25 protein-coding genes are annotated in these 26,651 nt (G+C 53.1%); 13 read left to right on the top strand and 12 right to left on the bottom strand.

Annotated features, from left to right (window positions below; genetic code table 11):
• Positions 1-27 precede the first annotated feature (27 nt).
• Both EDI29_RS05775 and EDI29_RS05780 read right to left on the bottom strand, forming a co-directional pair.
• Entirely contained in the window at positions 28-1,731 is a 1,704-nt protein-coding gene (locus tag EDI29_RS05775) for a methyl-accepting chemotaxis protein (protein ID WP_137740113.1), read from the bottom strand.
• Between the two features lie 255 nt (positions 1,732-1,986).
• Entirely contained in the window at positions 1,987-2,898 is a 912-nt protein-coding gene (locus EDI29_RS05780) for a LysR family transcriptional regulator (RefSeq protein WP_137740181.1), read from the bottom strand.
• A gap of 119 nt (positions 2,899-3,017) precedes the next feature.
• On the opposite strand from EDI29_RS05780, the gene EDI29_RS05785 reads away from it, so the two are divergent.
• Complete coding sequence (locus tag EDI29_RS05785; protein ID WP_137740114.1) at positions 3,018-4,019, top strand: zinc-binding alcohol dehydrogenase family protein; 1,002 nt, start codon at positions 3,018-3,020, stop codon at positions 4,017-4,019.
• 54 nt (positions 4,020-4,073) lie between these two features.
• On the opposite strand, the gene serA is transcribed toward EDI29_RS05785, so the two are convergent.
• Together serA and rpiA are read right to left on the bottom strand one after the other, a co-directional pair.
• Positions 4,074-5,306 carry a phosphoglycerate dehydrogenase gene (serA, locus tag EDI29_RS05790; protein WP_137740115.1) on the bottom strand — a complete coding sequence of 411 codons (1,233 nt, stop codon included), beginning with the start codon at positions 5,304-5,306 and terminating at the stop codon, positions 4,074-4,076.
• A gap of 301 nt (positions 5,307-5,607) precedes the next feature.
• Entirely contained in the window at positions 5,608-6,267 is a 660-nt protein-coding gene (rpiA, locus tag EDI29_RS05795) for a ribose-5-phosphate isomerase RpiA (protein ID WP_039478976.1), read from the bottom strand.
• 239 nt (positions 6,268-6,506) lie between these two features.
• On the opposite strand from rpiA, the gene EDI29_RS05800 reads away from it, so the two are divergent.
• Positions 6,507-7,400, top strand: a complete 894-nt coding sequence (locus EDI29_RS05800) for a LysR family transcriptional regulator ArgP (RefSeq protein WP_010300546.1) — start codon at positions 6,507-6,509, stop codon at positions 7,398-7,400.
• A 67-nt stretch (positions 7,401-7,467) separates the two neighbouring features.
• Here EDI29_RS05800 and EDI29_RS05805 read toward each other — a convergent pair whose 3' ends face one another.
• The 4 genes from EDI29_RS05805 to EDI29_RS05820 all read right to left on the bottom strand — a co-directional run bounded on the left by EDI29_RS05805 (position 7,468) and on the right by EDI29_RS05820 (position 10,320).
• Positions 7,468-8,193: an oxidative stress defense protein gene (locus EDI29_RS05805; protein WP_137740182.1), complete on the bottom strand. Its 726-nt coding sequence runs from the start codon at positions 8,191-8,193 to the stop codon at positions 7,468-7,470.
• Between the two features lie 205 nt (positions 8,194-8,398).
• Positions 8,399-9,013, bottom strand: a complete 615-nt coding sequence (argO, locus tag EDI29_RS05810; RefSeq protein WP_137740116.1) for an arginine exporter ArgO — start codon at positions 9,011-9,013, stop codon at positions 8,399-8,401.
• A 121-nt stretch (positions 9,014-9,134) separates the two neighbouring features.
• Positions 9,135-9,953: an IclR family transcriptional regulator gene (locus tag EDI29_RS05815; RefSeq protein ID WP_137740117.1), complete on the bottom strand. Its 819-nt coding sequence runs from the start codon at positions 9,951-9,953 to the stop codon at positions 9,135-9,137.
• Positions 9,934-10,320 (bottom strand): hypothetical protein, encoded by a 387-nt coding sequence (locus EDI29_RS05820; RefSeq protein ID WP_137740118.1) that lies wholly within the window; start codon positions 10,318-10,320, stop codon positions 9,934-9,936. The genes EDI29_RS05815 and EDI29_RS05820 overlap by 20 nt, the downstream gene beginning before the upstream one ends.
• A 101-nt stretch (positions 10,321-10,421) precedes the next feature.
• On the opposite strand from EDI29_RS05820, the gene EDI29_RS05825 reads away from it, so the two are divergent.
• From EDI29_RS05825 to araD, 11 genes are all read left to right on the top strand, one after another.
• Entirely contained in the window at positions 10,422-11,951 is a 1,530-nt protein-coding gene (locus EDI29_RS05825; protein ID WP_137740119.1) for a sugar ABC transporter ATP-binding protein, read from the top strand.
• 90 nt (positions 11,952-12,041) lie between these two features.
• Positions 12,042-13,172 (top strand): ABC transporter permease, encoded by a 1,131-nt coding sequence (locus EDI29_RS05830; protein WP_107169227.1) that lies wholly within the window; start codon positions 12,042-12,044, stop codon positions 13,170-13,172.
• Between the two features lie 14 nt (positions 13,173-13,186).
• A complete protein-coding gene (locus tag EDI29_RS05835) occupies positions 13,187-14,287 on the top strand; it encodes an ABC transporter substrate-binding protein (RefSeq protein ID WP_137740120.1) in 1,101 nt (366 codons plus the stop codon).
• A 14-nt stretch (positions 14,288-14,301) separates the two neighbouring features.
• The gene (locus EDI29_RS05840) at positions 14,302-15,147 is read left to right on the top strand and encodes an SMP-30/gluconolactonase/LRE family protein (protein WP_137740121.1); all 846 of its coding nucleotides are present in this window, start codon (positions 14,302-14,304) and stop codon (positions 15,145-15,147) included.
• 257 nt (positions 15,148-15,404) lie between these two features.
• Positions 15,405-16,403, top strand: a complete 999-nt coding sequence (gene yiaK / locus EDI29_RS05845) for a 3-dehydro-L-gulonate 2-dehydrogenase (RefSeq protein ID WP_137740122.1) — start codon at positions 15,405-15,407, stop codon at positions 16,401-16,403.
• Positions 16,404-16,417: 14 nt separating this feature from the next.
• Positions 16,418-16,891 carry a NanQ anomerase/TabA/YiaL family protein gene (locus EDI29_RS05850; protein WP_137740123.1) on the top strand — a complete coding sequence of 158 codons (474 nt, stop codon included), beginning with the start codon at positions 16,418-16,420 and terminating at the stop codon, positions 16,889-16,891.
• Positions 16,892-17,012: 121 nt separating this feature from the next.
• A complete protein-coding gene (locus EDI29_RS05855) occupies positions 17,013-18,314 on the top strand; it encodes an MFS transporter (protein ID WP_137740124.1) in 1,302 nt (433 codons plus the stop codon).
• Positions 18,311-19,819, top strand: a complete 1,509-nt coding sequence (locus EDI29_RS05860) for an FGGY-family carbohydrate kinase (protein ID WP_137740125.1) — start codon at positions 18,311-18,313, stop codon at positions 19,817-19,819. Before EDI29_RS05855 ends, EDI29_RS05860 begins: the two co-directional genes overlap by 4 nt.
• A complete protein-coding gene (gene ulaD, locus EDI29_RS05865) occupies positions 19,816-20,472 on the top strand; it encodes a 3-keto-L-gulonate-6-phosphate decarboxylase UlaD (protein WP_137740126.1) in 657 nt (218 codons plus the stop codon). The genes EDI29_RS05860 and ulaD overlap by 4 nt, the downstream gene beginning before the upstream one ends.
• 1 nt (position 20,473) lies before the next feature.
• Entirely contained in the window at positions 20,474-21,334 is an 861-nt protein-coding gene (locus EDI29_RS05870; RefSeq protein WP_137740127.1) for an L-ribulose-5-phosphate 3-epimerase, read from the top strand.
• Positions 21,328-22,029 carry an L-ribulose-5-phosphate 4-epimerase gene (araD, locus tag EDI29_RS05875; RefSeq protein ID WP_137740128.1) on the top strand — a complete coding sequence of 234 codons (702 nt, stop codon included), beginning with the start codon at positions 21,328-21,330 and terminating at the stop codon, positions 22,027-22,029. The genes EDI29_RS05870 and araD overlap by 7 nt, the downstream gene beginning before the upstream one ends.
• Before the next feature lie 46 nt (positions 22,030-22,075).
• Here araD and mscS read toward each other — a convergent pair whose 3' ends face one another.
• The 4 genes from mscS to epd form a co-directional block, all read right to left on the bottom strand.
• Positions 22,076-22,927 carry a small-conductance mechanosensitive channel MscS gene (gene mscS / locus EDI29_RS05880; RefSeq protein ID WP_137740129.1) on the bottom strand — a complete coding sequence of 284 codons (852 nt, stop codon included), beginning with the start codon at positions 22,925-22,927 and terminating at the stop codon, positions 22,076-22,078.
• Between the two features lie 126 nt (positions 22,928-23,053).
• Entirely contained in the window at positions 23,054-24,130 is a 1,077-nt protein-coding gene (fbaA, locus tag EDI29_RS05885; RefSeq protein ID WP_137740130.1) for a class II fructose-bisphosphate aldolase, read from the bottom strand.
• Between the two features lie 137 nt (positions 24,131-24,267).
• Complete coding sequence (gene pgk / locus EDI29_RS05890; protein ID WP_107169239.1) at positions 24,268-25,431, bottom strand: phosphoglycerate kinase; 1,164 nt, start codon at positions 25,429-25,431, stop codon at positions 24,268-24,270.
• Positions 25,432-25,503: 72 nt separating this feature from the next.
• The gene (gene epd / locus EDI29_RS05895) at positions 25,504-26,520 is read right to left on the bottom strand and encodes an erythrose-4-phosphate dehydrogenase (protein ID WP_137740183.1); all 1,017 of its coding nucleotides are present in this window, start codon (positions 26,518-26,520) and stop codon (positions 25,504-25,506) included.
• Positions 26,521-26,651: the final 131 nt, after the last annotated feature.

Here is a 26,651-nt window from a genome sequence, read left to right on the forward strand (position 1 = left end):
TGATGGTGTGTTATTTACTGGAAGCGATCAGAACGTTTCCCAGTTTTGATTATCGCTGCCTTTACTGCCGGGACTGGCGATGGCCACTGCTGGCGCTAAACGCGGTTGCGCAGCGGCTTTCGGCAATGACGATCTCCGTTGCTGAACCACGCCAGCCAGCTTGAATACCGCGACAGCCTGCGTCAAACGCGCCGCCTGCTCTTCAAGTGAAACCGCTGCCGCCGAGGCTTCTTGCACCAGCGCCGCATTCTGCTGCGTCGCGCTATCCATTTCGGACACGGCCTGACTCACCTGCCCGATACCACGACTCTGCTCATCAGAAGCGGAGGCAATTTCCCCCATGATGTCAGTGACGCTGACAACCGCACGGACAATCTCACCCATCGTTGTCCCCGCCTGCGCCACCAGCCCAGAGCCGGTATCGACCAACCTGCCAGATTCGCCAATCAGCGTTTCGATTTCCTTCGCTGCCTGCGCACTACGCTGCGCCAGATTGCGAACTTCACCCGCTACCACGGCAAAGCCACGCCCTTGTTCACCCGCCCGCGCCGCTTCTACTGCGGCGTTCAACGCCAGAATATTGGTCTGGAAGGCGATGCTGTTAATAACGGAAGTGATCTCGGAAATGCGTTTTGAACTGGTGGAAATATCCTGCATGGTATCCACCACGCCTTGCACAATCTGTCCGCCTTTCTCTGCTTTTTCAGACGCGTTCTTCGCCAATTGGCTAGCATGGTGAGCGTTGTCAGAGTTTTGTTTCACCGTTGCGGTCAGCTGTTCCATGCTCGCTGCGGTTTCCTCGAGCGCGGCTGCCTGCTGCTCGGTACGCGAAGAGAGATCGACGTTACCCGCCGTAATCTCTGACGATCCTTGATAGATCGAATCTGCACCTTCACGAACGATCGTGACCGTATCGGTCAGCTCCGCCTGCATGTTCTGGATATTCGTTCCCAGAATGCCAATTTCATTGCGCCCCATCACCATCGGCGGCTGCGTCAGATCGCCCGCGGCAATCTTCTGGATACGCTCAACCAGTCGGTTGATAGGCGCGAGGATCACATTGCGCACCATGATGTACGCCATAATCGCCATAATGATGGATAAGGCAAACGAGCCCGCCATCATCCAGTTACCCAGTTTCGCGTTCTCCGCTGCGCGATCATTGATATCTTGCGCGGCTTTCGTAAGTTCAGTCACTTTCTTACGCACCGGAACGCTAAACGCTTCATCTAATGTGCGTGCCACCGTGCTTTCCAACGACACCAGATCTTCGAATTCACCATCATTCGTGGCTTTCTGCATCACCGCAATCGCGTTATCACGGTAGTTGGCGTAAGACTTGAGGATCTCCTCATCCAGGGCCTTTTCACTCTCCAGTCTGTCTGGACGCGCAAGATATTCATCAAGACGTTTCTGTGAAGCTCTGACTCGACCAGCAGCCTGCTCTGAAGCAGCTTTAAATACCTCGTGATCGCTAATACGGTTTGCCGCACCCGCCTGAATGAGCAGCAATCTGGCAACACGTAATTGATCGAGGCTGCTGCTGATACCTGCACGGATGTCAGACAGATCATTAGCCTTATCCAGTGAATCATTGCTCTGCTTTAAGAAATAACTCGCGGTGCCAATAGAAAGCGCAAAAAGGATCAGGATAATTGAAAAAAGAGTAATAAATAGCGAGACGAGACGTATATTGTTGATGTAACTCAACTTCTCTTTTTGAACAGACATCGATTGCATTGTCATTTTCACCATCACTGGTCTACATTATCTCTGCCATCATGGCTGCGACAGAGCTCGGATATTACCGTGACAACAACGCCACGCAGGAAATAAATACCTTTCATAAAAAAGTAAAAAGGAACCACATTGTGTTATCGGCACTTCCACGCTAAAACGTACCTAAAATAAGTTGATAGAAATCACGTTTCAATAAAAATTGAAACATAGCCATAAAAATGAAACAAAAACCGTTTTCTCTGCCTATCACGGCGACGTTTTCAACGCGATTGAGTAATCATCCAACGCACGATGTTGCAAAACAAAGTCGATAAAACACGCTAGCGCGGGCGAGTTCAGCTTGCGACTGGGGTACACCAGATAAAGCTCATTGGCTTCCGCCTGCCAATCCGGTAGAACCTTAACCAACTTTCCAGACACCGCTTTATCCTGGCAGAGAAAATCCGGCAACAGCGTAATCCCCGCCCCCGCAATCGCGCACTCACGGGCGTAAAGCAGGTTGTCTGTAATGTGTGCGTCAGGTAATAGCCAACGATAAAGTTCTGAACCGCGGTGAAGGAGCCACTCTGTCCAGGCATGATGCGCAATACAGCGATGTTGCTGGAGCTGTTGCGGATGAAGCAATGCCGGATGCCGTGCAAGATAGTCAGGCGATGCCAGCAAATATCGCGGAATCTGCCCGAGTGAACGCCCAATGAGTGATGAATCGTGCGGTTTGCCAGTACGAAAAGCGACGTCAAAGCCCTCCTGCACCAGATCGATCACTGCATCTGAAATCAGAACATCCAGCGATACCGCGGGAAAACGCTGCTGAAACTCGGCGGTGAGTCGCGCCAGCAGTGTGGAACCTAACCCCGCAGGGCTGGTAATACGTAGGCGCCCACTAGGGTTATCACGCAGGCGCTGTACGGCAAGATCGGCACGCTCACTGGCTTGCAGCATCTCCTGACAGTGAATCAGGTAGCGCTCGCCTGCAAACGTCAGGTTGAGCTGGCGCGTCGTTCGGTTCAGCAACCGCAGGCCGATCTGCTGTTCGAGCTGGCTAATACGCAGACTCAGGCTGGATTTTGCTAGCCCGGCTTTACGCGCCGCCTGTGTAAAGCTGCCACACTCAGCCACCAGCGCAAACAGTGCCATATCCTGCAATTGTTTAAACATCATTGTTCATCTCAGTCGAACACTTCATTATTTATTGTCCATCTTATCAGCCCTATCTCCGTGTTCTACACTTTGTCCTATTCACAAGACCCTATTCTGAAAATAATGAGGAAGACACCATGACCGCTCATGCGATAGCCGTTGATCCACAACAGCCAGAAAACTTCATCGCCATCACACAGGACATCCCAACCCCGGGCGAATACGATCTGCTGATCGGCGTAAAAGCCATTTCCGTCAACCCGGTTGATACCAAGGTTCATGCCGGATTGCGTCAGAATGGGTTACAACAACCCAGAATTCTCGGCTGGGATGCCAGCGGCATCGTGCTGAAAGCGGGCAGCGCGGTTAGTCACTTTCAGGTCGGTGATGAAGTCTGGTACGCGGGCGACATCACCCGTCCTGGCAGCAACACCACCCATCAGTTGATTGATTCACGTATCGTGGCACGTAAGCCCGTATCTCTGGCCTGGGCAGCCGCTGCCGCCATGCCGCTCACGGCATTAACGGCATGGGAAGGATTGTTTGAGCATCTGAAAATACAGCAGGCTGACAGCAAGAAAACGCTGCTGATTATCGGCGGCGCGGGCGGAGTCGGTTCTCTCGCGATTTCTCTGGCGGCGTTACGCAGCTCGGTAAACATTATCGCCACCGCATCACAGCCTGACTCGGCGGAATGGTGCCGCCAGCGCGGCGCGCACAAGGTCGTCGATTACCGTAATCTGGTGGATGAATTAGCAAAAGAAGGTATCAAGCAGGTTGATTATATCTTCTGCCTGAACGATACCGACGGCCATTGGGATGCCATCAGCAAACTGATCGCGCCAATGGGACACATCTGCACCATCGTGGAAAACAAAAATCCGCTCGACCAAACGCAGCTAAAACTCAAAAGCGCGGCACTGCATTGGGAACTCATGTTTACCCGCAGCATGTTCACCACCCCGGATATCGCGGAACAGGGGAACATTTTGCACGAAGTCGCACAGCTGGTTGATGCAGGGAAACTTCAGGGAACCGCCAGCGAAACGCTGCAAGGGTTAACGGTAGATACGCTGAAGCAGGCACACGCTAAAGTGCTGGAAGGGCATATGCGCGGCAAGATCGTTATCGCGCTGTAATAACGCAATCAGCCCCTTTCGGGGCTGATTAATAACGCACTACTCAATCACACATCAGAACAGCAGACGGGCACGAATGGTGCCAGGAATTGCCTTCATCAGTTGCAGTGCCGTTTGCGCACCGTCGGTTTCGACGTCAATCACCACATAACCAATTTCAGGCGTCGTTTGCAGATACTGTGCGGCAATGTTAATGCCCTGCTCAGCAAAGATCTGGTTAATTTTGGTAATCATACCAGGACGGTTTTCATGGATGTGCAGCAGGCGGCTGGCGCGTGCACCATGAACTGGCAGCGACACCTCTGGGAAATTCACCGCAGACAGCGTAGAACCGTTGTCTGAGTATTTCGCCAGTTTTCCGGCAACTTCATCACCGATATTTTCCTGTGCTTCCTGCGTGGAGCCACCGATATGCGGCGTTAGCAGCACGTTATCAAACTCACACAGCGGTGACAGGAACGGATCGCTGTTGGTTGCTGGTTCTTGTGGGAATACGTCAATCGCCGCACCGGACAGATGCTTGCTGCTCAGCGCGTCGCACAATGCTGGAATATCAACCACCGTACCGCGGGCAGCATTAATCAGGATTGAACCCGGCTTCATCAGCGCCAGCTCTTCCGCGCCCATCATGTTCTGCGTGCTATCATTTTCCGGCACATGCAGACTCACCACGTCGCTCATATTCAGCAGGTCGGACAGGTGGCGCACCTGCTGAGCATTGCCCAGCGGCAGTTTACTTTCGATATCATAGAAGTAAACGTGCATACCCAGGCTTTCAGCCAGAATCCCCAACTGGGTACCGATATGACCGTAACCGATGATCCCGAGTTTTTTGCCGCGCGCTTCAAACGATCCCACAGCCAGTTTGTGCCAAATACCACGGTGCGCTTTCGCGTTGGCTGCCGGGATACCGCGCAGCATCAGCAGCATTTCGCCGATCACCATTTCTGCCACGGATCGGGTATTGGAAAAAGGTGCGTTAAATACCGGGATACCGCGTTTGGTCGCGGCCGACAGCTCAACCTGATTCGTCCCAATACAGAAACACCCTACCGCGATCAGTTTTTCCGCAGCAGCAAAAATCTCTTCTGTCAGATGGGTACGCGAGCGGATACCAACAAAATGCGCATCGCGAATGGAGGCTTTCAGCGCCTCAGGATCTAGCGCGCCTTTATGGAACTCGATGTTGGTGTAACCGGCTGCACGCAGGTTATCCAACGCGCTCTGGTGGACGCCTTCCACTAACAGAAACTTAATCTTGTCTTTTTCCAGTGATACCTTTGCCATTTCCCGACCTTATTTTCAGACTTCAAATGTGACAGAGTGCTAAATAACCTCTGCCAACATAACAAAAATTACGCAGTCAGCAATACAAACGATTGCGTTGCCCGAATCGCGCCACAGAGAAGCGCGCCTGATTTATGGCAAAAAATATTGCCAAAGAGATACATCGCCATATCGGCGATAAATAAAATAAGAAAATGTGATATTAAGTACCAAAAATGAGCCGTTAACTAAATAGATTTTTTTAGCTAAAAAATTTCTGACGTGGAACGTGAGCGTTCATCACGTCAGAACGATCGCCAACTCATTTAACGACAGTTTTTACACCCTCGGCGGTGCCGACTAACGCAACATCTGCGCCACGATTAGCAAATAGCCCAACGGTCACGACGCCTGCGATACCATTGATGTGGTTTTCTACCGCAACGGCATCCATGATATTCAGGTTGTGTACATCCAGAATGACGTTACCGTTATCCGTCACCACACCCTGACGATAGATTGGCTGCCCGCCTAGCTTCGCCAGTTCACGCGCCACGTAAGATCGCGCCATCGGAATGACTTCAACGGGCAACGGAAACTTGCCCAGCACATCAACCTGCTTGGATGCATCAACAATGCAGATGAACTGACGCGACAGGGCAGAAATGATTTTCTCACGGGTCAGCGCTGCCCCACCGCCTTTGATCATCTGCATATGCCCGTTGATCTCATCCGCGCCATCGACATAAACATCGAGCGAATCCACATCATTGGCATCAAAAACAGGAATGCCCAGACTTTTCAGCTTTTCCGTTGAGGCATCCGAGCTGGAAACCGCGCCTTTGATTTGATGTTTTATCGAACCCAGCGCATCAATAAAGTGTGCTGCCGTCGATCCGGTTCCTACTCCCACAATGGTGTCAGGGCGGACATAGTCGAGCGCCGCCCATCCCACTGCTTTTTTCAGTTCATCTTGCGTCATAATCTGCTTCTGGCCTGTAGAATCAATATACGAAAACGTGTGCGTATTATAGAACATGCGCGTTGGGGAAAGCGTGCAAATTCATCACCCCATTGCTGCATTATTTCACACGCACCGCGCCACACGCAGCGTGCTGAATCGAGATTGCACACGACAGCCAAAATAAGATTTCTGCATGGCAAATCAACAAAATGTGGCATAGTGAAAAAAACGGACTCATTCAGAGGATTTTGAATTTCATGAAACGCCCGGACTATCGAACGCTTCAGGCTCTGGATGCCGTCATCCGCGAGCGTGGTTTTGAACGCGCTGCCCAAAAGTTGTGTATTACCCAATCTGCCGTTTCGCAACGCATTAAACAGCTGGAAAATCTGTTCGGCCAGCCGCTGTTGGTCAGAACCATTCCTCCTCGCCCAACGGAACAAGGGCAGAAACTGCTGGCTCTGCTGCATCAGGTAGAACTGTTGGAAGAAGAGTGGCTGGGCAATGAAACCAACAGCGATATCCCGCTGCTGCTGTCGCTGGCGGTGAACGCCGACAGTCTGGCAACCTGGCTGTTACCGGCGTTACAGCCGGTGCTGGTCGATTCACCGATTCGCCTCAACTTGCAGGTAGAAGATGAAACGCGCACTCAGGAAAGGCTGCGCCGGGGTGAAGTAGTAGGTGCTGTGAGTATCCAATCTCAGCCGCTGCCAAGCTGTCTGGTGGATAAACTGGGCGCGCTGGATTATCTGTTTGTCGCATCACCCACCTTCGCCGCCCGCTATTTTCCGAATGGCGTCACGCGTTCGGCGCTGCTGCGCGCGCCTGCGGTCGCCTTCGACCATCTGGATGACATGCATCAGGCTTTTTTGCAGCAGAACTTTGATTTATCGCCGGGCAGCGTTCCCTGCCATATCGTGAACTCGTCGGAAGCCTTTGTTCAATTAGCGCGACAGGGTACGACCTGCTGCATGATCCCGCATCTGCAAATCGAGAGAGAACTGGCCAATAACGAGCTAATCGACCTGACGCCGGGGCTATTTCAACGTCGGATGCTCTATTGGCATCGCTTCGCACCAGAAAGCCGGATGATGAGAAAAGTGACGGACGCCCTACTTTCGCACGGCCATCAGGTTCTGCGGCAGTCATAACGTAGTGAAACGAAAACAGGCCTGTCTGAGCAGGCCTGTTGGTATCACCACTGCGTTCACGCAGTCATTACGGCGCGCGCTGTAGTTCAAACACGACATCCACCTGATCGTCAAAGTGAATGGTTTGCTGTTCATACGTTTGTGCCGCTTCGGTTTGCGTCGCCGCATCTGCCGTTTTAAACATCCGTGCCATTGGCATCGGCTGGTAGTTGGCAACATGGTAGCGAACGCTGTAGATCGGCCCCAGCTTGGCGTTGAAGCCCTGCGCCAGCGCGGCCGCCTGGCTCGTCGCCTGCTCAATCGCTTTCTTACGCGCTTCATCACGATAGGTTTCTGGGTTAGCCACGCCTAATTCTACCGTGCGAATCTCATTCAGGCCCGATTTCAACGCACCATCCAGCAGTTCGTTCAGTTTATCTAACTGACGCAATGTCACTTCCACCTGACGTACGGCACGGTAGCCTTTCAGCACCGAGCCCCCCGTTTTCAGATAGTCATATTCCGGCTGCGTGCGCAAATTGGCGGCACTAATGTCTTTTTTCTCAATCCCGTTCTTACCGAGAAAATCAAAATACTGTGCAACGCGGGCATCGACCTGCTTTTTCGCTTCCGCCGCATCTTTCGATGACACGCTCACTTCAATCGCCAAGCGCGCAATATCCGGCGTCGCGTCTACGCTGGATGTCCCCGACGTCACGATATGCGGGCCATCCGGCAATTCCGCAGCCTGTGCGACCATCGACGCGCCACCCAATCCTACTGCGGCGGCCAGCGCCAGTGCCTTTAGCTTCATCATACCTCGCTTCACACTCTCTCCTTACTTATGTTTCGTCACGCGCGTGTCCCGGCAGATTTTTCCTGCGTCGGCACAGCACGTTCCAGAATGAAAGATACAAGAAGAGTATCTTTTACCAGACAACATAACGTATTACTGACTCCACACAATATAGGTGAATTTCTGAAACGTAGCGTAAGGTGATGTCATTTATTTCTAGCCACTATTGCCAACCGTGACGCGCCAACTGCAAGGCAATCCCCCACATCACCACGCCAACAAAAACGTTGATGACCCGCTGCACCCTCGGCGTATTCAGCCACGGTGCCAACCAGGCTGCCAATAACGCCAGCGCGAAAAACCAGGTAAAGGAAGCCGTTATCGTCCCCAGCGCAAACCAGCCTCGATCGTCCTGCGTAAACTGGCTCCCCAGGCTTCCCAACACCACAAAGGTATCGAGATAGACATGGGGGTTAAGCCAGGTCACGGCCAGCATAGTGGCAATAATCCGCCAACGACTCTGTTTCATCACCTCGGCGCTGACCAGTGCGATATTCTTGCTGAAAGCCGTTTTCATCGCTCCCCAACCGAACCAGAGTAGAAACGCAACACCGCCCCAGGTCACCGCCCCCAATAACAGCGAAGACTGGCTGAGCAACGCGCTACCGCCAAAAATACCGGCGGTAATCAACACCACATCGCTCAAGGCACATAACAGCGCGACCATCAGGTGATACTGACGGCGAATTCCCTGGTTCATCACAAATGCATTCTGTGGCCCCAGCGGCAGGATCATCGCCGCGCCTAATAGAACGCCTTGTAGAAAGACAGCAAACATGATTTCCCTCGTAGATAAAGCGCCAATAGCGGCGCATGCGCGATTTCACACGCGCATCATACGAAGGGATAATCATTAGATGAAATTGATGTTTCTAATCAGGCATTAGCCAAGCTAATATTCAATCGGGCGTGACAAATCCCAGCTCCAGAGAAATACGCTGCGCGGTCGCGATAACCGGCTTAATCAGCGATTTCATACCGATTTGCTGTAACTTGGCTGTTGGGAGCGATACCGAGACGGCATAAGGAACACGCTGCTGAATATCAAACACCGGCGCGGCAATACACGATACGCCAAGTTCATTTTCCTCACGATCCATCGCCAGCCCTTTCTGACGAATATCTTCCAGCTCTTCATACATCTTCGGCAGCGCGGTGATGGTATTACGCGTGAGAGGCTGGATAGTATTTTGATGAGTTTGCCAATAGTACGCAGGGTAGTCGCTTTTACCATACGCCATAAAGATTTTGCCCATGGCGGAGCAATAAAGCGGCATGTGCTGACCGATATAAGCGCGGGTACGCATCATGCCCGTCGTCGGCTCCAATTTGTAGATCAGAATGACATGATCGTCTTCACGGCTGGAGAAGTTTACCGTTTCCCCCACTTCCAGGTTTAATTGCACCAGATGGGGCGATGCGACGTGGATAATATTCAGCGAAGACAGTGCCTTCTGCCCAATAGAGATAAATTTGGTCGTCAGACGATAGCTGCCGGGTGAAGGTGCCTGCGTGACATAGCCACTGGTGTGCAGCCCCTGTAGCAGCCGGTGCACGGTGCTTTTGTTCATACCCGCCAGTTCAGACAGATGGGCGAGTGGGCAACCGTTAGGGAAATTACTCAGAATTTCAATTAATTGCAAACCACGAAATAGACTCTGGCTCCCCAGCGGTTTCTCTTTTTGATCGTCTTTCTCATTAACAGCTTTCGGGCTCATAACTGATCTCCAGAATCAGGGGCTGGGCAGTGCTTGCGCAGAAATTGCTGCAACGCAGTGTGTCGCCGCCATCCATTTCTCTTAAGAATAGCGATGTTACCGCAAGGGCAGCATGAGGTGAAGTGGAACGCCGTTTCATTGTCGGCATGACATCCCGAATACGCAACCTTCCCCCTGTCCATGAAGTGAGCAGTACGTCACAAATACGCAACAACAAAAATAACCTTTTGTTTTTTAATGAAATTAAAAAACCCTTTGCCTTTGCTTTAGCGCAATCTTCGGTATATTGTTTTTGAAATTGAATTTCGCATATTGAAATATGCGGTTTATTAAAACATCTAATCATTGCTAGTTTCGTTCCTGCCACACCACATTCAGGACGCTATTGCCGTCCTGAATTAATGGGAACAGGTTGCTTACCGATTTTGCACCGCATCGCAGCGTGTGCTGAACACAAGGGCGCATCACATGAATCAAATCAATGCGGATCAACCCATACTTGCGCTTAGCCATATCACTAAACGCTTTGGCGGCAACATTGCGGTTAATGATGTCAGTCTTCAGGTCATGCCTGGCGAGGTACTCGCGCTGCTGGGCGAAAATGGCGCGGGGAAATCGACAATGATTAAAGTCCTCGCGGGCGTCTACCCCCGCGATGGCGGTGATATTCAATTCCGTGGAACCAGCATAGCGTCAGCCGCAGCGATAAAAAGTGATGGCCTCCAGCCTATTGCGTTTATTCATCAGGATCTGGGGCTGATCGAGTGGATGACGGTGGCGGAAAACATGGCACTGGTCATGGGGTTTCCACGCCGTTTTGGATTAATTGACTGGCGGGCGATCCGTAAGCGTGCCAGCCAGGCATTACAGGATGTGGGGATCGCACTCGATCCCGATGCCCGCGTATTTGAACTCTCCCGTACGGAAAAATCACTCCTCGCCATCGCACGAGCCGTCGCCGTTAATGCCGAGCTGCTGGTGCTGGATGAACCCACGGCTTCGCTTCCAGCAAACGATGTCCGCCATCTTTTTTCCGTCATTAACCGACTGCGTGCGAAAAAGGTTGGCATGATTTACGTCACTCACCGACTGGATGAAGTGATCGACATCGCCGATCGCGTCTGCGTTATGCGCGATGGTCGCTATATCGCTGGCGGAAAAACGGCGGATTATTCGCTGCGCGATCTGGTGCAATTGATTGTCGGCGAAGCGATGCCCGGCGATCAGCGTGAACCTTTACCAGCCGCTTCCTCTCCCGTTCTCCAGGTAAAAAATGTCACCGTAGGCGATATCGGCCCGGTCAGCTTTAGCCTGCAACCGGGAGAAATGCTCGCGCTGGCCGGTCTGCGCGGCGCGGGTCAGGAAGAAATCGGTCGTTTGCTGTTCGGACTACGTCAATGCGACAGCGGAGAAATTCAGTTTCGTGATGCACCTTACCACGCCAGTTCACCGCAACAGGCGATGGCTCACGGCATCTCGCTGGTCGCAGGCGATCGCACCAATGAAAGTCTGGTGATGTCGATGAGCGTGCGCGAGAACCTGTTTATCAACCCCTGCGCCAGCGGACACAAGCTCTTTTCGCGCTACAGCCGTCGTGAAGAGATAGGGGCAAGCTGGTGGAAAGTGCAGTTGTTCGATGTCCGCCCTAAAAACGTCAATATCGACATCAGTGCGCTATCCGGTGGCAACCAACAGAAAGTGGTGATGGCACGCTGGATGCACCTCGGCGCACCGCTGCTGATCCTCGAAGATCCCACTGCGGGCGTTGATGTCGGTGCACGTGCCGAAATTTACCATCTATTAAATAAGTCACTGGCCGAGGGCGTCGCCGTGCTGGTGATCTCCAATGATTTCGAGGAAATCGCCCACATTTGCAACCGTGCACTGGTTTTCAATCGAGGCAGTGTCGTCGGCGAACTCAAGAATCAGCAGGTCTCTTTCGCCAACTTATTAGAACTGGCGTCTGCCAGCGCGGGAGAAACCACGGCTTCGGCCTGAATGACACGTTATTGCGCAGGCGAACTGAATCAACAGTAAAAAATTCAGACGCTCACACAGCCTCACCTGTTCGAAGGAAGGAAGAAAATAATGTCTAATAAAACATCAGTAAAATCAACGGCGCTAGAGCAACGCGTGAGTCTGGCACAGGATGGTGCAGGCCCCTGGCTGATGCAAATTCTGACCCGCTATGGCCTGCTGCTGCTGTGCATCGCGCTGGTTATTCTATTTTCACTCGCCACGCCATCGTTCGCTTCCATGTTGACGCTACAGGCAATCCTCTCCAGCAAAGCCAAAATCGCCCTGCTGGCACTGGCCGCGACCATTCCCATGATCGTCGGAAAAATCGATCTCAACGTCGGTTTCGGCATCGTGCTCTGGCACATTCTGGCGATTACGCTTCAGGTGGAATACGGCTTCTCATGGCAGATGGCCGTGCTGACAGTGCTGGTCATTTCCGCGCTATACGGCTTGCTCAACGGCATTCTGGTGGCATTGGCCGATATCGATAGCTTCGTCGCCACGCTGGGTTCCGGCACCGTACTGTACGCCGTAGCCCTGTGGCACTCGGGCGGCCGCCAGATCGTCGGCGATCTGCCTGATGCCTTCATTGCTCTGCACCATACCGAGATCGGCGGAATCCCTATCGTGGCCTTCTATGTCCTGCTTGTCGCCATTGTCTTATGGCTCGTCACTGAGCATACGCCGCTTGGTCGCTGCATGTATGCCGTAGGCGGCAACCCAGCAGCAGCACGGCTCAATGGGATTTCCGTTAATCGTTTTACTATCGGTGCCTTCATCGTATCAAGCGTATTGACGGGTTTTAGCGGCGTATTAATCGCCGCAGAACAAGGCGTCGGGCAGGCCAGCGTCGGTATGGATTATCTCTTGCCCGCGCTGGTTGGTGCATTCCTTGGCAGTACCACGCTTCGCCCCGGCCGCGTTAACGTCTGGGGAACGGTAATCGGTATCGCCATTCTTGCGATTGGCATCGCCGGTATCCAGCAATTTGGCGGCGAATTCTGGGTTGAGCCGTTGTTTAACGGGGCCACACTGCTGCTTTCCATCACGCTGGCAGGCTATGCCCAGCGCCGCCGCTTACTGAATCAAAAAGCCGTACAACGCCGTCAGGCTGACACACCCGAGCGCCACCACCAGGAGTCTTCTCATCAGAAAAACACGCCACCAGAAAACAATAACCATAACGTGACACATCCCTAACAGGAGCACACCCTATGAAACGTTTATTGCTGTTATCAGGACTGACCACCGTGTTATTAAGCAGCCAGTCAACGTGGGCTGACAGCTATCTCGATCAGGCAACAGCGGCCGTTGCAAAAGCGACCGCCAGCAGCACGCAGTGGGATGGCCCGACTCAGGGGCCGCAATTGCAGCCGAATAAGAAGATTATTTTTATTGCTTCCGACATGAAAAATGGCGGCGTTCAAGGCGTGCAGCAGGGGCTAAGCGAAGCAGCCAAAGCCGCAGGCTGGAAGCTGGAAACGCTGGACGGCGGCGGATCGGTCAAAGATCAGTTGGCCTCGCTCAATCAGGCGATCGCTCAGAAGCCAGATGGCATTGTGATTGGCGGTTGGAACCCGAACGTTGCAAAAATCCCGCTGAAGAAAGCCATTCAGCAAGGCATTGTTCTGACAGCATGGCACGCCGTGCCCGAACCGGGTCCGCTGCCTAAATACGATATTTTCTACAATGTGACATCCGATTCAAATGATGTCGCCCGTATCGCTGCACAATACGCCGTCGTTAAATCAGGTGGAAAAGCCAATGTCTTAATCTTTACCGATTCCCTTTATCAAATCGCTCTTGATAAAGCCAACGTCATGAAAGACGAGATCGGTAAATGCAGCGGCTGCAAAGTCGTGGAATTCATCGATACACCGCTCGCCGATACCGCAAACCGCATGCCTGCCATGACGTTTAGTCTGTTGCAGAAATACGGCGACAGCTTCCAGTATTCGCTGGCAATTAACGACCTGTATTTTGATTTCATGGCACCGTCGTTAAAAACAGCTGGGAAAGGCGGTAAAAATGCACCGTACAACATTTCGGCGGGCGATGGTTCCATTTCTGCCTATCAGCGTATTCGTTCCGGCGATAGCCAATCAGCCACCGTGCCTGAACCCCTGAAGCTGCACGGCTGGCAGTTGCTGGATGAGTTTAACCGCGCCTTTGCCAAACAACCGCCTTCTGGCTATGTCACCCCGGCACATTTGGTGACCGCCGAAAACGTCGCGAACGATGGCGGTAATAATAACCTGTATGACCCGCAAAATGATTATCAGGGCCATTACCGGGCAATCTGGGGTGTGAAATAAGTGGAGAGCCCAGCATGACACAACAACTTGAGCGTCTGTGTTCTCCCGCCATCTGGGCCGAAGGCCCGGTATGGTTGCCGCAGCAGGATGCCGTGGTCTTTAGCGATGTTAAAGGAAACCGGATGTTTATCTGGTCGCGTAATGGCGACGTCACGCTCTGGCGCTCTCCATCCCACTACGCCAACGGCAATGCACTTGATGCACAAGGACGCGTCGTGAGCTGCGAGCATGGTCGACGTGGTATCAGCCGTCGTGAGCACAACGGCGATATTCACGTTCTGGTTGACCGTATTGACGGGAAACGCTTCAACTCGCCAAACGATGTGGCGATCCGTAGCGACGGCACGATCTGGTTTACCGATCCGCCTTATGGCATTACCAGCGATGACGAAGGCTACAAATCAGAAAGTCAGGTCATTGGCTGCTATGTCTACTGCTTCGATCCGCGCGATGGCTCACTCAGCATCGCAGCCAGCGATCTCCAGCGCCCAAACGGGCTGGCCTTTTCGCCAGATGAAAAATATTTATATGTTGCAGACATGTCGATTATTGATTTCCCAACGCTGGGTCGTCGCGATCTGCGAATGTATCCGGTTGAGGGAAAGCATCTGGGAGCGGGACAGTTTTTTGCCCGCGTCGAGCCGGGCATTCCCGATGGCTTCTGTGTTGATCGCACTGGCAATCTGTTTTGCAGTTGCGCTGACGGCATTCTGGTTTTTAGTCCTGAAGGTCATCAGATCGGCAAAATTGATGTACCGGAATGCGTGTCCAACTGCACCATCGGCGGGCCAGAAGGGAATGAACTGTACATCACGGCAACAACGTCGCTTTACCGTATCGGGATAGAGTCGTACCGGTAAAACCGCGCGTATGGGGTAGCGAACAGGGTGAGGCTCTCACCCTGCTTTTTCACGTCTGTATTCCGCGAACCGCCCAAAATGCGGCACCGATCACAAAGTCACCACATTAAAATAACCACCTGTTTTTAAATGAAAATTTAACACACTCTCGTTTTGACTTCATGCAAGCACAGGTATAGCATTTATTTGAAATGCAATTTCGCATAATGAAATATGACGAATAAAAAGCAATCTAATTATCGTCATGGAGACGCGTTATGAGAGTGAGTTACAACGACCTTAAGCAACAGTTCAAACGTGTTTTACTGGCGCGCAATGTCGCGGAAGAAACCGCCGATGCCTGCGCGACGCTGTTCGCCGATACGTCAGCCGACGGCGTTTATTCTCACGGTGTAAACCGTTTCCCACGCTTTATTCAGCAGTTGGACGCTGGCGATATCGTACCCGATGCCGAACCCAGCAAACTGCTCTCACTCGGTGCTATCGAACAGTGGGATGCCCATCAGGGCATTGGTAACCTGACGGCTCGCCGCATGATGGATCGCGCTATGCAGTTGGCCGATGCGCACGGTATCGGTCTGGTGGCGCTGCGCAATGCTAACCATTGGATGCGCGGCGGAGGCTATGGCTGGCAGGCCGCCGAGAAAGGCTATATCGGTATTTGCTGGACTAACTCGATCGCCGTTATGCCACCGTGGGGAGCAAAAACCTGCCGCATCGGTACTAATCCGCTGATCGTCGCCGTCCCCGGCAACCCAATCACCATGGTGGATATGTCGATGTCGATGTTTTCCTATGGTGCGCTGGAGATAAACCGATTGGCAGGTAAGACCTTGCCCGTTGATGGTGGGTTTGACAACGACGGTAATTTGACCCGCGATCCGGCCATTATCGAGGAAAATCGACGCATCCTCCCGGCGGGCTACTGGAAAGGATCGGCACTGTCTATTGTGCTGGACATGATCGCCACCTTACTGTCCGGCGGTGCCTCCGTCGCAGAAGTCACAGAAGATCATCGCGACGAATACGGTGTATCGCAGGTCTTCATTGCCATTGAGATCGATAGGTTGATCGACGGCAAAACCCGCGATGAAAAACTGAAACGCATAATGGATTACATCACCAGCGCCGAGCGTACCCAACCTGATGTCGCCATCCGTTTGCCGGGCCATAAGTTTCCGCGTATTCGCGAAGAAAACTTGCGCAACGGCATCCCGGTTGATGAGCGGGTGTGGGCACGAATTCAGGCGCTTTAACAAGGAGACGTCCCATGATCTTCGGTCATATCGACAATACCGTTTTTGGTCAGCACCCTGCGCCCGTCGCCCGTGCGCTGGCCTACCTGCAAAAAACCGACTTCAGCGCCTTATCAGCTGGCCGCTACCTTGATGAAGAGACAGGCTATACCGTTCAGGTACTGGATCTACACACGCAGGCTAAAAGTGACTTACGTCCCGAAGTCCATCGTCACAATATTGATGTGCAATTTTTAGTCAGCGGAACCGAACAGATCGGCGTGGTAACGGATAACGGCCGTAATCCGGTACATCAGGAATGGAACGAAGCACGCGACATCTTGTTCTATCAGGATGTTGATGACGAATCCTGGCTGACCCTGCATTCCGGCAACTTTGCCGTGTTCTTTCCTCAGGATGTGCACCGTCCAGCCTGCATTCACGAACAGCCCTGCGCAATCCGCAAAGTGGTGGTGAAGATACCGATGGCACACTTTCACGCACCCTAATCGTTTCTGATTTTGCCATGTAACGCGACACATGCCTGCGGGCATGTGCGGGGATCGCTACGCGCGAAAAAGCCCAAAGTGAAGCACGCCATGCACGTAACATATTGAAGGGTAAAGTGATATGAATACAGCCACAGTTTCATCTAGCCAGCCCACAGCGGCAAACATTCCTCGATTACGCTGGTTGCGGATCGTTCCCCCCATTTTGATTACCTGCATTATTTCCTATATGGATCGCGTCAACATTGCCTTCGCGATGCCGGGCGGTATGGATGACGAATTGGGTATTACGGCATCGATGGCCGGACTCGCTGGCGGGATCTTCTTCATCGGCTATCTGTTTTTACAAGTGCCGGGCGGCAAACTCGCCGTACACGGCAACGGTAAAAAGTTTATCGGCTGGTCACTGCTGGCCTGGGCCGTCATTTCAGTGTTAACCGGTCTGGTGACCAATCAGTATCAGTTGCTGTTTTTACGCTTTGCGCTGGGGGTCTCTGAAGGCGGTATGCTCCCGGTGGTGCTCACGATGATCAGCAACTGGTTCCCGGATAAAGAGCGTGGCCGCGCCAACGCGATTGTCATCATGTTTGTGCCTATCGCCGGCATTTTGACCGCCCCGCTTTCTGGCTGGGTCATCACCACCTGGGACTGGCGCATGCTGTTTCTGGTTGAAGGAGGGTTCTCGCTGGTGGTTATGCTGCTGTGGTGGTTTACCATCAGCAACCGCCCGCAGGAAGCGAAATGGATTTCACAGGCAGAAAAAGAGTATTTGATCAACACGTTGCAGGAAGAACAAGCGGCTCTGCAAGGCAAAACCGTCCGTAATGCCTCTCTAAGCCGGGTGCTGCGCGAAAAGTTGATGTGGCAGTTAATTTTGGTGAATTTCTTTTACCAGACAGGCATTTACGGTTACACCCTGTGGTTGCCCACCATCCTGAAAGGGCTGACTAACGGCAATATGGAACAAGTCGGTATGCTGGCTATTTTGCCTTATATCGGTGCAATCATCGGCATGTTCACCATCTCCTATCTATCCGATAACTCAGGAAAACGTAAGGTCTTCGTCGCACTACCGCTCGCCTGTTTTGCCATCTGCATGGCGCTGTCCGTCTTGCTCAAAAGCCATATCTGGTGGTCCTATGCCGCGCTAGTCGGCTGCGGCGTCTTCATTCAGGCGGCTGCGGGCGTGTTCTGGACCATTCCTCCCAAGCTGTTTGATGCCGAAGTCGCTGGCGGTGCGCGCGGTGTCATTAACGCGCTCGGTAATCTCGGTGGCTTCTGCGGCCCTTATATGGTCGGCGTCCTGATTTCAGCCTTTAACAAAGACGTTGGGGTCTACAGTTTGGCTATCTCGCTGGCGATTGCCGCCGTACTGGCCATGATGCTGCCACCGCGCTGCGATGAGTCCACGGAGGCAGCATGACGGACTATTTTCTGGGGCTCGACTGCGGCGGCACCTTTATCAAAGCCGGGATCTATGACGTCACAGGAACAGAATACGGCATCGCCCGCCGCAATCTGCCCATTACCACACCGCAGCCCGGTTGGGCTGAGCGCGACATGCACACCCTGTGGCAGACCGCTGCTGAGGTTATTCGCGAACTGCTGGGCAGAGCGGCAATCCCCGCTAGCGCCATTTCCGGCGTAGGGATCTCTGCCCAAGGCAAAGGGTTATTCTTGCTGGATAAGCATGACAAGCCGCTAGGTAATGCGATGCTGTCATCCGATCAGCGCGCACGTGAACAGGTTCTGGCGTGGCAGCAGGCAGGGATACCACAAGCGCTTTATCCTCAGACCCGCCAGACGCTGTGGACAGGCCATCCGGTTTCGCTACTGCGGTGGCTTAAAGACCACCAGCCAACGCGCTATGCACAAATCGGTACGCTGTTCATGGCACATGACTATCTGCGTTTCTGCCTGACCGGAGAACGGGCTTGTGAAGAAACCAATATCTCCGAATCCAATCTCTACAACATGGACACGGGTCGCTACGATCCAGCACTGGCAGAACAGCTCGGGATTGCAGAAATCATCGATGCTTTACCGCCGCTTATCGGTTCTGCTGATATCGCAGGCCGAATTACCCCAGAAGCGGCACAGCTCACCGGGCTGCGGGCTGGCACCCCCGTCGTCGGCGGATTATTCGATGTGGTTTCTACCGCCCTGTGCGCAGGCCTTCAGGACGAAACCCGACTCAATGCGGTGATGGGAACATGGTCTGTCACCAGCGGCATCACCGACACGCTCGCCGATGGCTATGACCATCCTTTTGTGTATGGCCGCCATGCGGAAGCAGGCCGTTATATCGTGCATGAAGCCAGCCCCACGTCTGCCGCCAATCTGGAATGGTTCTGCCAACAATGGGGGCTGAGTGACGATTTAGGGGTCGATTATGCTCAGCTCAACCGCTGGGTTTCGGATCTGCCTAAAGCAGGCAGCCCCCTACTGTTTGTCCCGTTTTTGTATGGCTCCAACGCCGGATTAGGGCTCAGCGCCAGCTTCTACGGCCTGCAAGCATTCCACCAGCGAGAACACCTCGTTCAAGCCATTTACGAAGGCGTGGTGTTCTGCCACATGGCGCATCTGAATCGTATGCGTCAGCGCTTCCCTCACGTGGACGCGTTGCGCATCACCGGCGGCCCTGCCAAGTCTGCCCCTTGGATGCAGATGTTCGCGGACGTCAGCGGCCTGCCTGTCGAACTCCCGCGGGTAGAAGAAACCGGCTGTCTGGGTGCGGCGATGGCGGCGATGGTCGGTAGCGGTGCCTTTAGCGATTTCACCACCGCCCAGCGGGCGCTCTCACCACGAATTACACGCCTTACCCCAGATGAACACGTTCACGCAGCCTACGACAAAAAATACCAACACTATCAGGCGCTCGTCGATGCGTTAAAAGCGCTGCAACCCGCCGGTAAGGAGAAACCATGACAACGCAACCCCGCCTGCAACTGGCGCTCGACCACACCCGACTGGATGCCGCCCTCACTACCGTGGAATTACTCCACCCTTATGTTGACATCATCGAGGCGGGCACCATTTTGTGCATCAGCGCAGGTATTCAGGCCGTCAGCCAACTGCGCGAGCGCTGCCCTCACCATGTGCTGGTGGCCGATTTGAAAGTCGCTGACGCGGGCGCAACGCTGGCGGATCAAGCCTTTTCTCACGGCGCTAACTGGATGACAGTGATCTGCGCCGCACCGCTGCCCACCATGGCTAGCGCGCTGGAAGTGGCAGAGCGTCATCGGGGGGAGATCCAGATTGAGCTATTCGGTCGCTGGACGCTGGAAGATGCCAAAGCGTGGCGCGCGCTGGGCATCAAACAGGCGATTTACCACCGTGGCCGCGATGCGCAGGCCAGCGGCCAAACCTGGGGCCAGCAGGATTTGGACACGATGAAAGCCCTCTCTGACCTCGGTATCGAACTGTCTATTACCGGAGGGATTACCCCTGCGGATCTGCCGCTATTCCGCAATATCGCCGTCACTGCATTCATTGCCGGACGAGCGCTGGCGGAGGCACCTGACCCCGTAAATTCGGCTCGCCAATTCCGCGCCGCCATTGACACCATCTGGAGGCCTTAATATGCGCCAACACCCATTAGGTATTTATGAAAAAGCCCTGCCGAAACACCTGACCTGGCCAGAGCGTCTGGCGCTGGCAAAAGCCTGTGGTTTTGACTTTGTTGAAATGTCGGTAGACGAAAGCGATGAACGTCTGGCTCGCCTGCTGTGGAGTAAGGAGCAGCGGCTTTCGTTGGTCAACGCCATGCTAGAAACCGGCATTCGCATCCCTTCAATGTGCTTATCCGGGCATCGGCGTTTTCCGTTCGGTAGCCATGATGAGGCACTACGCCAGCGAGCCTTTACGATCATGGAGCAGGCTATTCAACTGGCTAACGACGTGGGCATCCGCACGATTCAGTTAGCTGGATATGACGTCTATTACGAGCAGCAGGATGAAGGCACGCTCGCCCGCTTTACCGAAGGTATGCAATGGGCGGTTGAACGCGCCGCCGCCGCGCAGGTGATGCTGTCTGTGGAGATCATGGATACCGTCTTTATGAACTCGATCAGTAAGTGGAAAGCCTGGGACACCTGCCTGGCTTCACCGTGGTTTACCGTCTACCCGGACGTCGGCAATCTCAGCGCCTGGGGCAACAATGTTACGCAAGAATTACAGCTGGGTATCGATCGCATTGCTGCTATCCATCTGAAAGACACCTTAGCCGTTACCGCAACCTCGCCTGGACAGTTCCGCGACGTGCCATTCGGCGAAGGCTGTGTGGATTTCGTTTCCGTTTTTAGCACGCTGAAAGCCCTCAATTATCGCGGTGCTTTCCTGATTGAAATGTGGACGGAAAAAGCTGATGAGCCCGTCGCCGAGATCGTCCAGGCGCGCCGCTGGATCGAGCAGAAAATGCAACAAGGGGGAATGCCATGCTAACGTTACAACAGCTCAAACAACAGGTTCTGGAAGCGAATCTGGATTTACCACGTCACAATCTGGTGACTTTCACCTGGGGTAACGTCAGCGTCGTGGATCGCGACCGCGGTCTGGTGGTCATCAAACCGTCAGGCGTGGAGTACGAACATATGGTCGTAGATGATATGGTCGTGGTCGATCTGGCCTCTGGGCAGACCCTCGAAGGTAACAAAAAGCCTTCCTCGGATACGGCGACACATTTGGCGCTATACCGTGCTTTTACCGAGATCGGTGGTATCGTCCATACGCACTCGCGCCACGCCACCATCTGGGCACAGGCGGGGCTGGATCTGCCCGCCTGGGGCACCACGCATGCAGATTATTTCTACGGCACAATCCCCTGCACGCGATTGATGACACAGGACGAAATTGCACAACACTATGAGCAGGAAACGGGCAACGTCATTATAGAAACGTTCCGCCAGCGCGGTATCAGCCCGACAGACATTCCAGCCGTGTTGGTCAATGCCCACGGCCCATTCGCCTGGGGCAAAGACGCGCATAATGCGGTACATAATGCCGTGGTGCTAGAAGAGATAGCCTATATGGGGATTTTTTCACGCCAGTTGACGCCGGGTATTACCGCTATGCAGCAAGTTCTGCTAGATAAACACTACCTGCGTAAGCATGGGAAAGACGCCTATTACGGACAGTAGAAGCGGGGATCAATCAGGGGCCATTCGGCCCCTGTGGTACAGCATATTATTCAGCGCGTTCCTGAACCTTATGCAGGTGTACATCCATTTGCGGATAAGGAATGCCAATACGATGTTCGTCTAGTACGCGCTTAAAGCTTTCCAACAGATCCCAGTACACCGCCTGCGCATTGCCGTTGGTCGTCCATACCCACACCACAAAATTCAGCGACGATGCTGCCATTTCATTCAGGCGGATCGTGACGCCTTTGTCATGCTGAATACGATCGTCTGCGGCAACAATATCGCCCAATAGCTTTTTCACTACATCAATGTCAGCATCATAGGCCACACCGACAATAATTTCGGTACGGCGATCGGGTTCACGTGAGCTGTTGATGATATTACCCGCAATGATCTTGCCATTCGGCACCACGATAATTTTACCGTCAGAGGTACGCAGCGTCGTCGAGAAGATCTGCACCTGCGTAACCGAGCCAGATACGCCGCCCAAATCGACCCATTCTCCGGTACGGAAAGGCCGGAAGATCACTAACAACACACCCGCAGCAAAGTTGGCTAACGAGCCCTGTAATGCCAAACCGACAGCCAAGCCCGCCGCACCCAACACGGCAATCACCGATGCAGTCTGTACACCAACCCGGCTCAATACCGCAATCAGCGTAAACGCGATAATGCCATAGCGCACCAGCGCAGACAGGAAATCAGCCACGGTTGAATCGATAGAGCGGCTAATCATCAGTTTATTGAGGGTGCCGGAGACGATCCGCGCAATCACCAAACCAACAATAAGGATCACTAATGCGGCGACAATATTTACGGCATACTGCAAAAACAAGTTCTGATGTGCCACCAACCAGTTCCCTGCCTGATCCAATCCCGTATTAAGTTCTTCCATTTAAACGCTCCTGTTTTCTTAATCACCGGGAAAGCATAACGTTGATAGCAGAAACCGCAACATCGGCCCCAAAAATTAAGACTCCCTTAGGAGTCTTAATATCAAACCATACTTACATCGTCTTACTTACAGCACATCAACAGCATTAAGCTCTTTGAAGGCCTGTTCCAGACGCGTAACCATGCTCGCCTGAGCGGAACGCAGCCACACACGTGGATCATAGTATTTCTTGTTTGGCTGATCGTCGCCTTTCGGGTTGCCCAATTGGCCTTGCAGGTAAGCTTCGTTTTCTTTGTAGTACTTCAGGATACCTTCCCACGTTGCCCACTGGGTGTCGGTATCGATGTTCATTTTCACTACGCCATAGCTAACGGAGTCTTTGATTTCCTGAGCGCTGGAACCAGAACCGCCGTGGAACACGAAGTCCAGGCTGTTGTGCGGCAGGTTATGTTTCTTGGAAACATATTCCTGAGAATCGCGCAGGATGGTCGGGGTCAACTTCACGTTACCCGGTTTGTATACGCCGTGCACGTTACCGAAAGAGGCAGCGATAGTGAAACGCGGGCTGATCGCGTTCAGTTTGGTGTACGCGTAATCAACATCTTCCGGCTGGGTGTACAGAGCAGAAGCGTCCATGTGGCTGTTATCCACACCATCTTCTTCACCACCGGTGCAACCCAGTTCGATTTCCAGAGTCATGTCGATTTTGGCCATACGCGCCAAATATTTAGAGCAGATTTCGATGTTCTCTTCCAGAGACTCTTCAGACAGGTCAATCATGTGAGAAGAGAACAGCGGTTTGCCGGTAGCAGCGAAGTGTTTTTCACCCGCATCCAGCAGGCCATCGATCCATGGCAGCAGTTTTTTCGCACAGTGGTCAGTGTGCAGAATGACCGGAATACCATAATGTTCAGCCATTTGGTGCACATGATGAGCGCCAGAGATCGCACCCAAAATCGCCGCCTTCTGACCTTCTGCTTTCAGGCCTTTACCCGCGGTGAACGCTGCACCGCCGTTAGAGAACTGAACGATGACCGGCGCGCGCACTTTAGCTGCGGCTTCCAGCACAGCATTGATTGAGTCGGTACCGACACAGTTCACTGCTGGCAAAGCGAATTGGTTTTCTTTTGCTACTGCAAAAACTTTCTGAACGTCATCACCTGTGATGACACCGGGTTTTACGAAATCAAAAATTTTAGACATGTTACGTGTCCCGTTTCGTTGGCCGTGGAGGGGTTAGAGAAATCGATGTTCAATCGACAGGTCGCCCCGACATGCTGTTGCAATAACCCCATGTCGAGACAACCCTAGGAAAGGGAAAAAGCAGCCCTTACCTTAAATTACTGCTTAGCGCGTTCTTCCAGCATAACGACTGCTGGCAGTTTTTTCCCTTCAACGAACTCCAGGAATGCACCGCCACCGGTAGAAATGTAGGAGATTTTATCTGCAATACCAAACAGATCGATCGCAGCCAGCGTATCGCCGCCGCCTGCAATAGAGAACGCATCGCTCTCTGCGATAGCACGTGCGATGGTCTCGGTTCCTTTACGGAAATTCGGGAATTCGAAGACGCCAACCGGGCCATTCCACAGGATGGTCTTGGCATTTTTCAGAATCTCAGCCAGACGCTCTGCGGAAACATCACCCAGATCCAGAATCTGTTCTTCGTCTTTGATTGCTGTAACAGACTTCAGCGTTGCCGTTGCCGTTTCAGAGAATTCTGATGCCACGCGCACATCGCTCGGTACAGGAATATCGCAGGTTTCCAGCAGTTTCTTCGCTTCAGAAATCAGATCGGCTTCATACAGGGATTTACCCACGTTGTGGCCTTGTGCGGCAACGAAGGTATTGGCGATACCACCACCGACGATCAGCTGATCGGCGATTTTAGACAGCGAATCCAGCACGGTCAGTTTGGTGGAAACTTTAGAGCCACCCACGATAGCGACCATCGGGCGTGCAGGTTCGCTCAGTGCTTTACCCAGCGCTTCCAGTTCACCAGACAGCAGCGGGCCTGCACAGGCGATAGACGCAAATTTACCCACGCCGTGGGTTGAAGCCTGCGCACGGTGTGCAGTACCGAAGGCGTCCATTACGAACACATCGCACAGCGCCGCGTATTTCTTGGACAGGACTTCGTCGTCTTTCTTCTCGCCTTTGTTAAAGCGGACGTTTTCCAGTACAACCAGCTCGCCTTCAGCAACATCAACACCATCAAGGTAGTCTTTCGCCAGACGTACAGGAGAAGACAGTTTCTCTTTCAGGTAGTCAACGACAGGCAGCAGAGAAAACTCTTCGTTGTACTCGCCTTCGGTCGGGCGTCCCAGGTGGGACGTGACCATAACGCGAGCGCCTTGTTTCAGCGCGATTTCGATGGTCGGCAGAGAGGCACGGATGCGCGCATCAGACGTCACTTTCCCTTCTTTTACTGGTACGTTCAGATCCGCACGAATAAGAACACGTTTACCAGCCAGATCCAGATCGGTCATCTTAATTACAGACATGGTGAATCCTCTTGTTGATTCTCTTTTAAAGTTGCTTGAGCGAGATAGCGACCCCTGATCGCCATCGTCGTACTAGAAACCGCAGGCTGCCATCGCCCGTGTTGTATCCAACATCCGGTTGGCAAAGCCCCATTCGTTATCGCACCAGACTAATGTTTTAATCAGGTGCTGACCACTGACCCGTGTCTGCGTGCCATCGACAATGGCACTGTGCGGATCGTGGTTAAAATCAGCCGACACCAGCGGCAATTCAGTATAATCAACTATACCACGAAACGACTCATGCGCTGATTTTTGCAATAGTGCATTAATTTCATTCACGTTTACGGCTTTCCTGACGCTAACGCTCAGGTCAATTGCCGTAACGTTAATCGTCGGCACTCGCACCGAGATCGCTTCAAAGCGATCGACAAACTGCGGAAAAATACGGGTGATCCCCGCCGACAGTTTGGTATCTACCGGAATGATCGACTGGCTGGCAGCGCGCGTACGCCGCAGATCGTGATGATAAGCATCGATCACCGGTTGATCGTTCATCGATGAATGAATCGTCGTCACCGTACCATTCTCGATGCCGAAGGCATCATCTAACAGCTTGATCACCGGAATAATGCAGTTGGTCGTGCAGGACGCATTCGAAACAATGCGATGCCCGCTTTCCAACTGATGGTGATTGACGCCGAACACCACCGTGGCATCCAAATCCGTCGTTCCCGGGTGAGAAAACAGCACTTTCTTTGCGCCCGCCGCCAGATGAGCTTCCCCATCTTCCCGGCTACCGTAGACACCGCTGCAATCCAGTACGATATCTACACCAAGTTCTCGCCAGGGCAATGGCTGAATCTTTGCCTGATGCAACAGACGAATACAATCATCACCGACATAAAGCTGGTCGCATTCCTGACGAACATCCCATGAAAAACGGCCGTGACTGGAGTCGTACTTGAGCAAATGCGCCATGCCTTCCGCGCTCGCCAACTCGTTAATCGCCACCACGGTAATCTCGGCTCGGCGGCCCGATTCATACAACGCACGTAAAACACTGCGGCCGATGCGGCCAAAACCGTTTATCGCAATACGGATCGTCATGGCGTTCTTTGTGGTTCCTTGTGTCATTGCAGGTATGCCCAGCGCATAGAATATACCCTTCTTAGACACCAGAGAACCCCTAGCGGAACGCCGTCAGCACAACAACTGAAACGCTTCAGCTAGCATAAACG

It is taken from the genome of Pectobacterium polonicum, assembly GCF_005497185.1.
GTDB lineage: Bacteria > Pseudomonadota > Gammaproteobacteria > Enterobacterales > Enterobacteriaceae > Pectobacterium > Pectobacterium polonicum.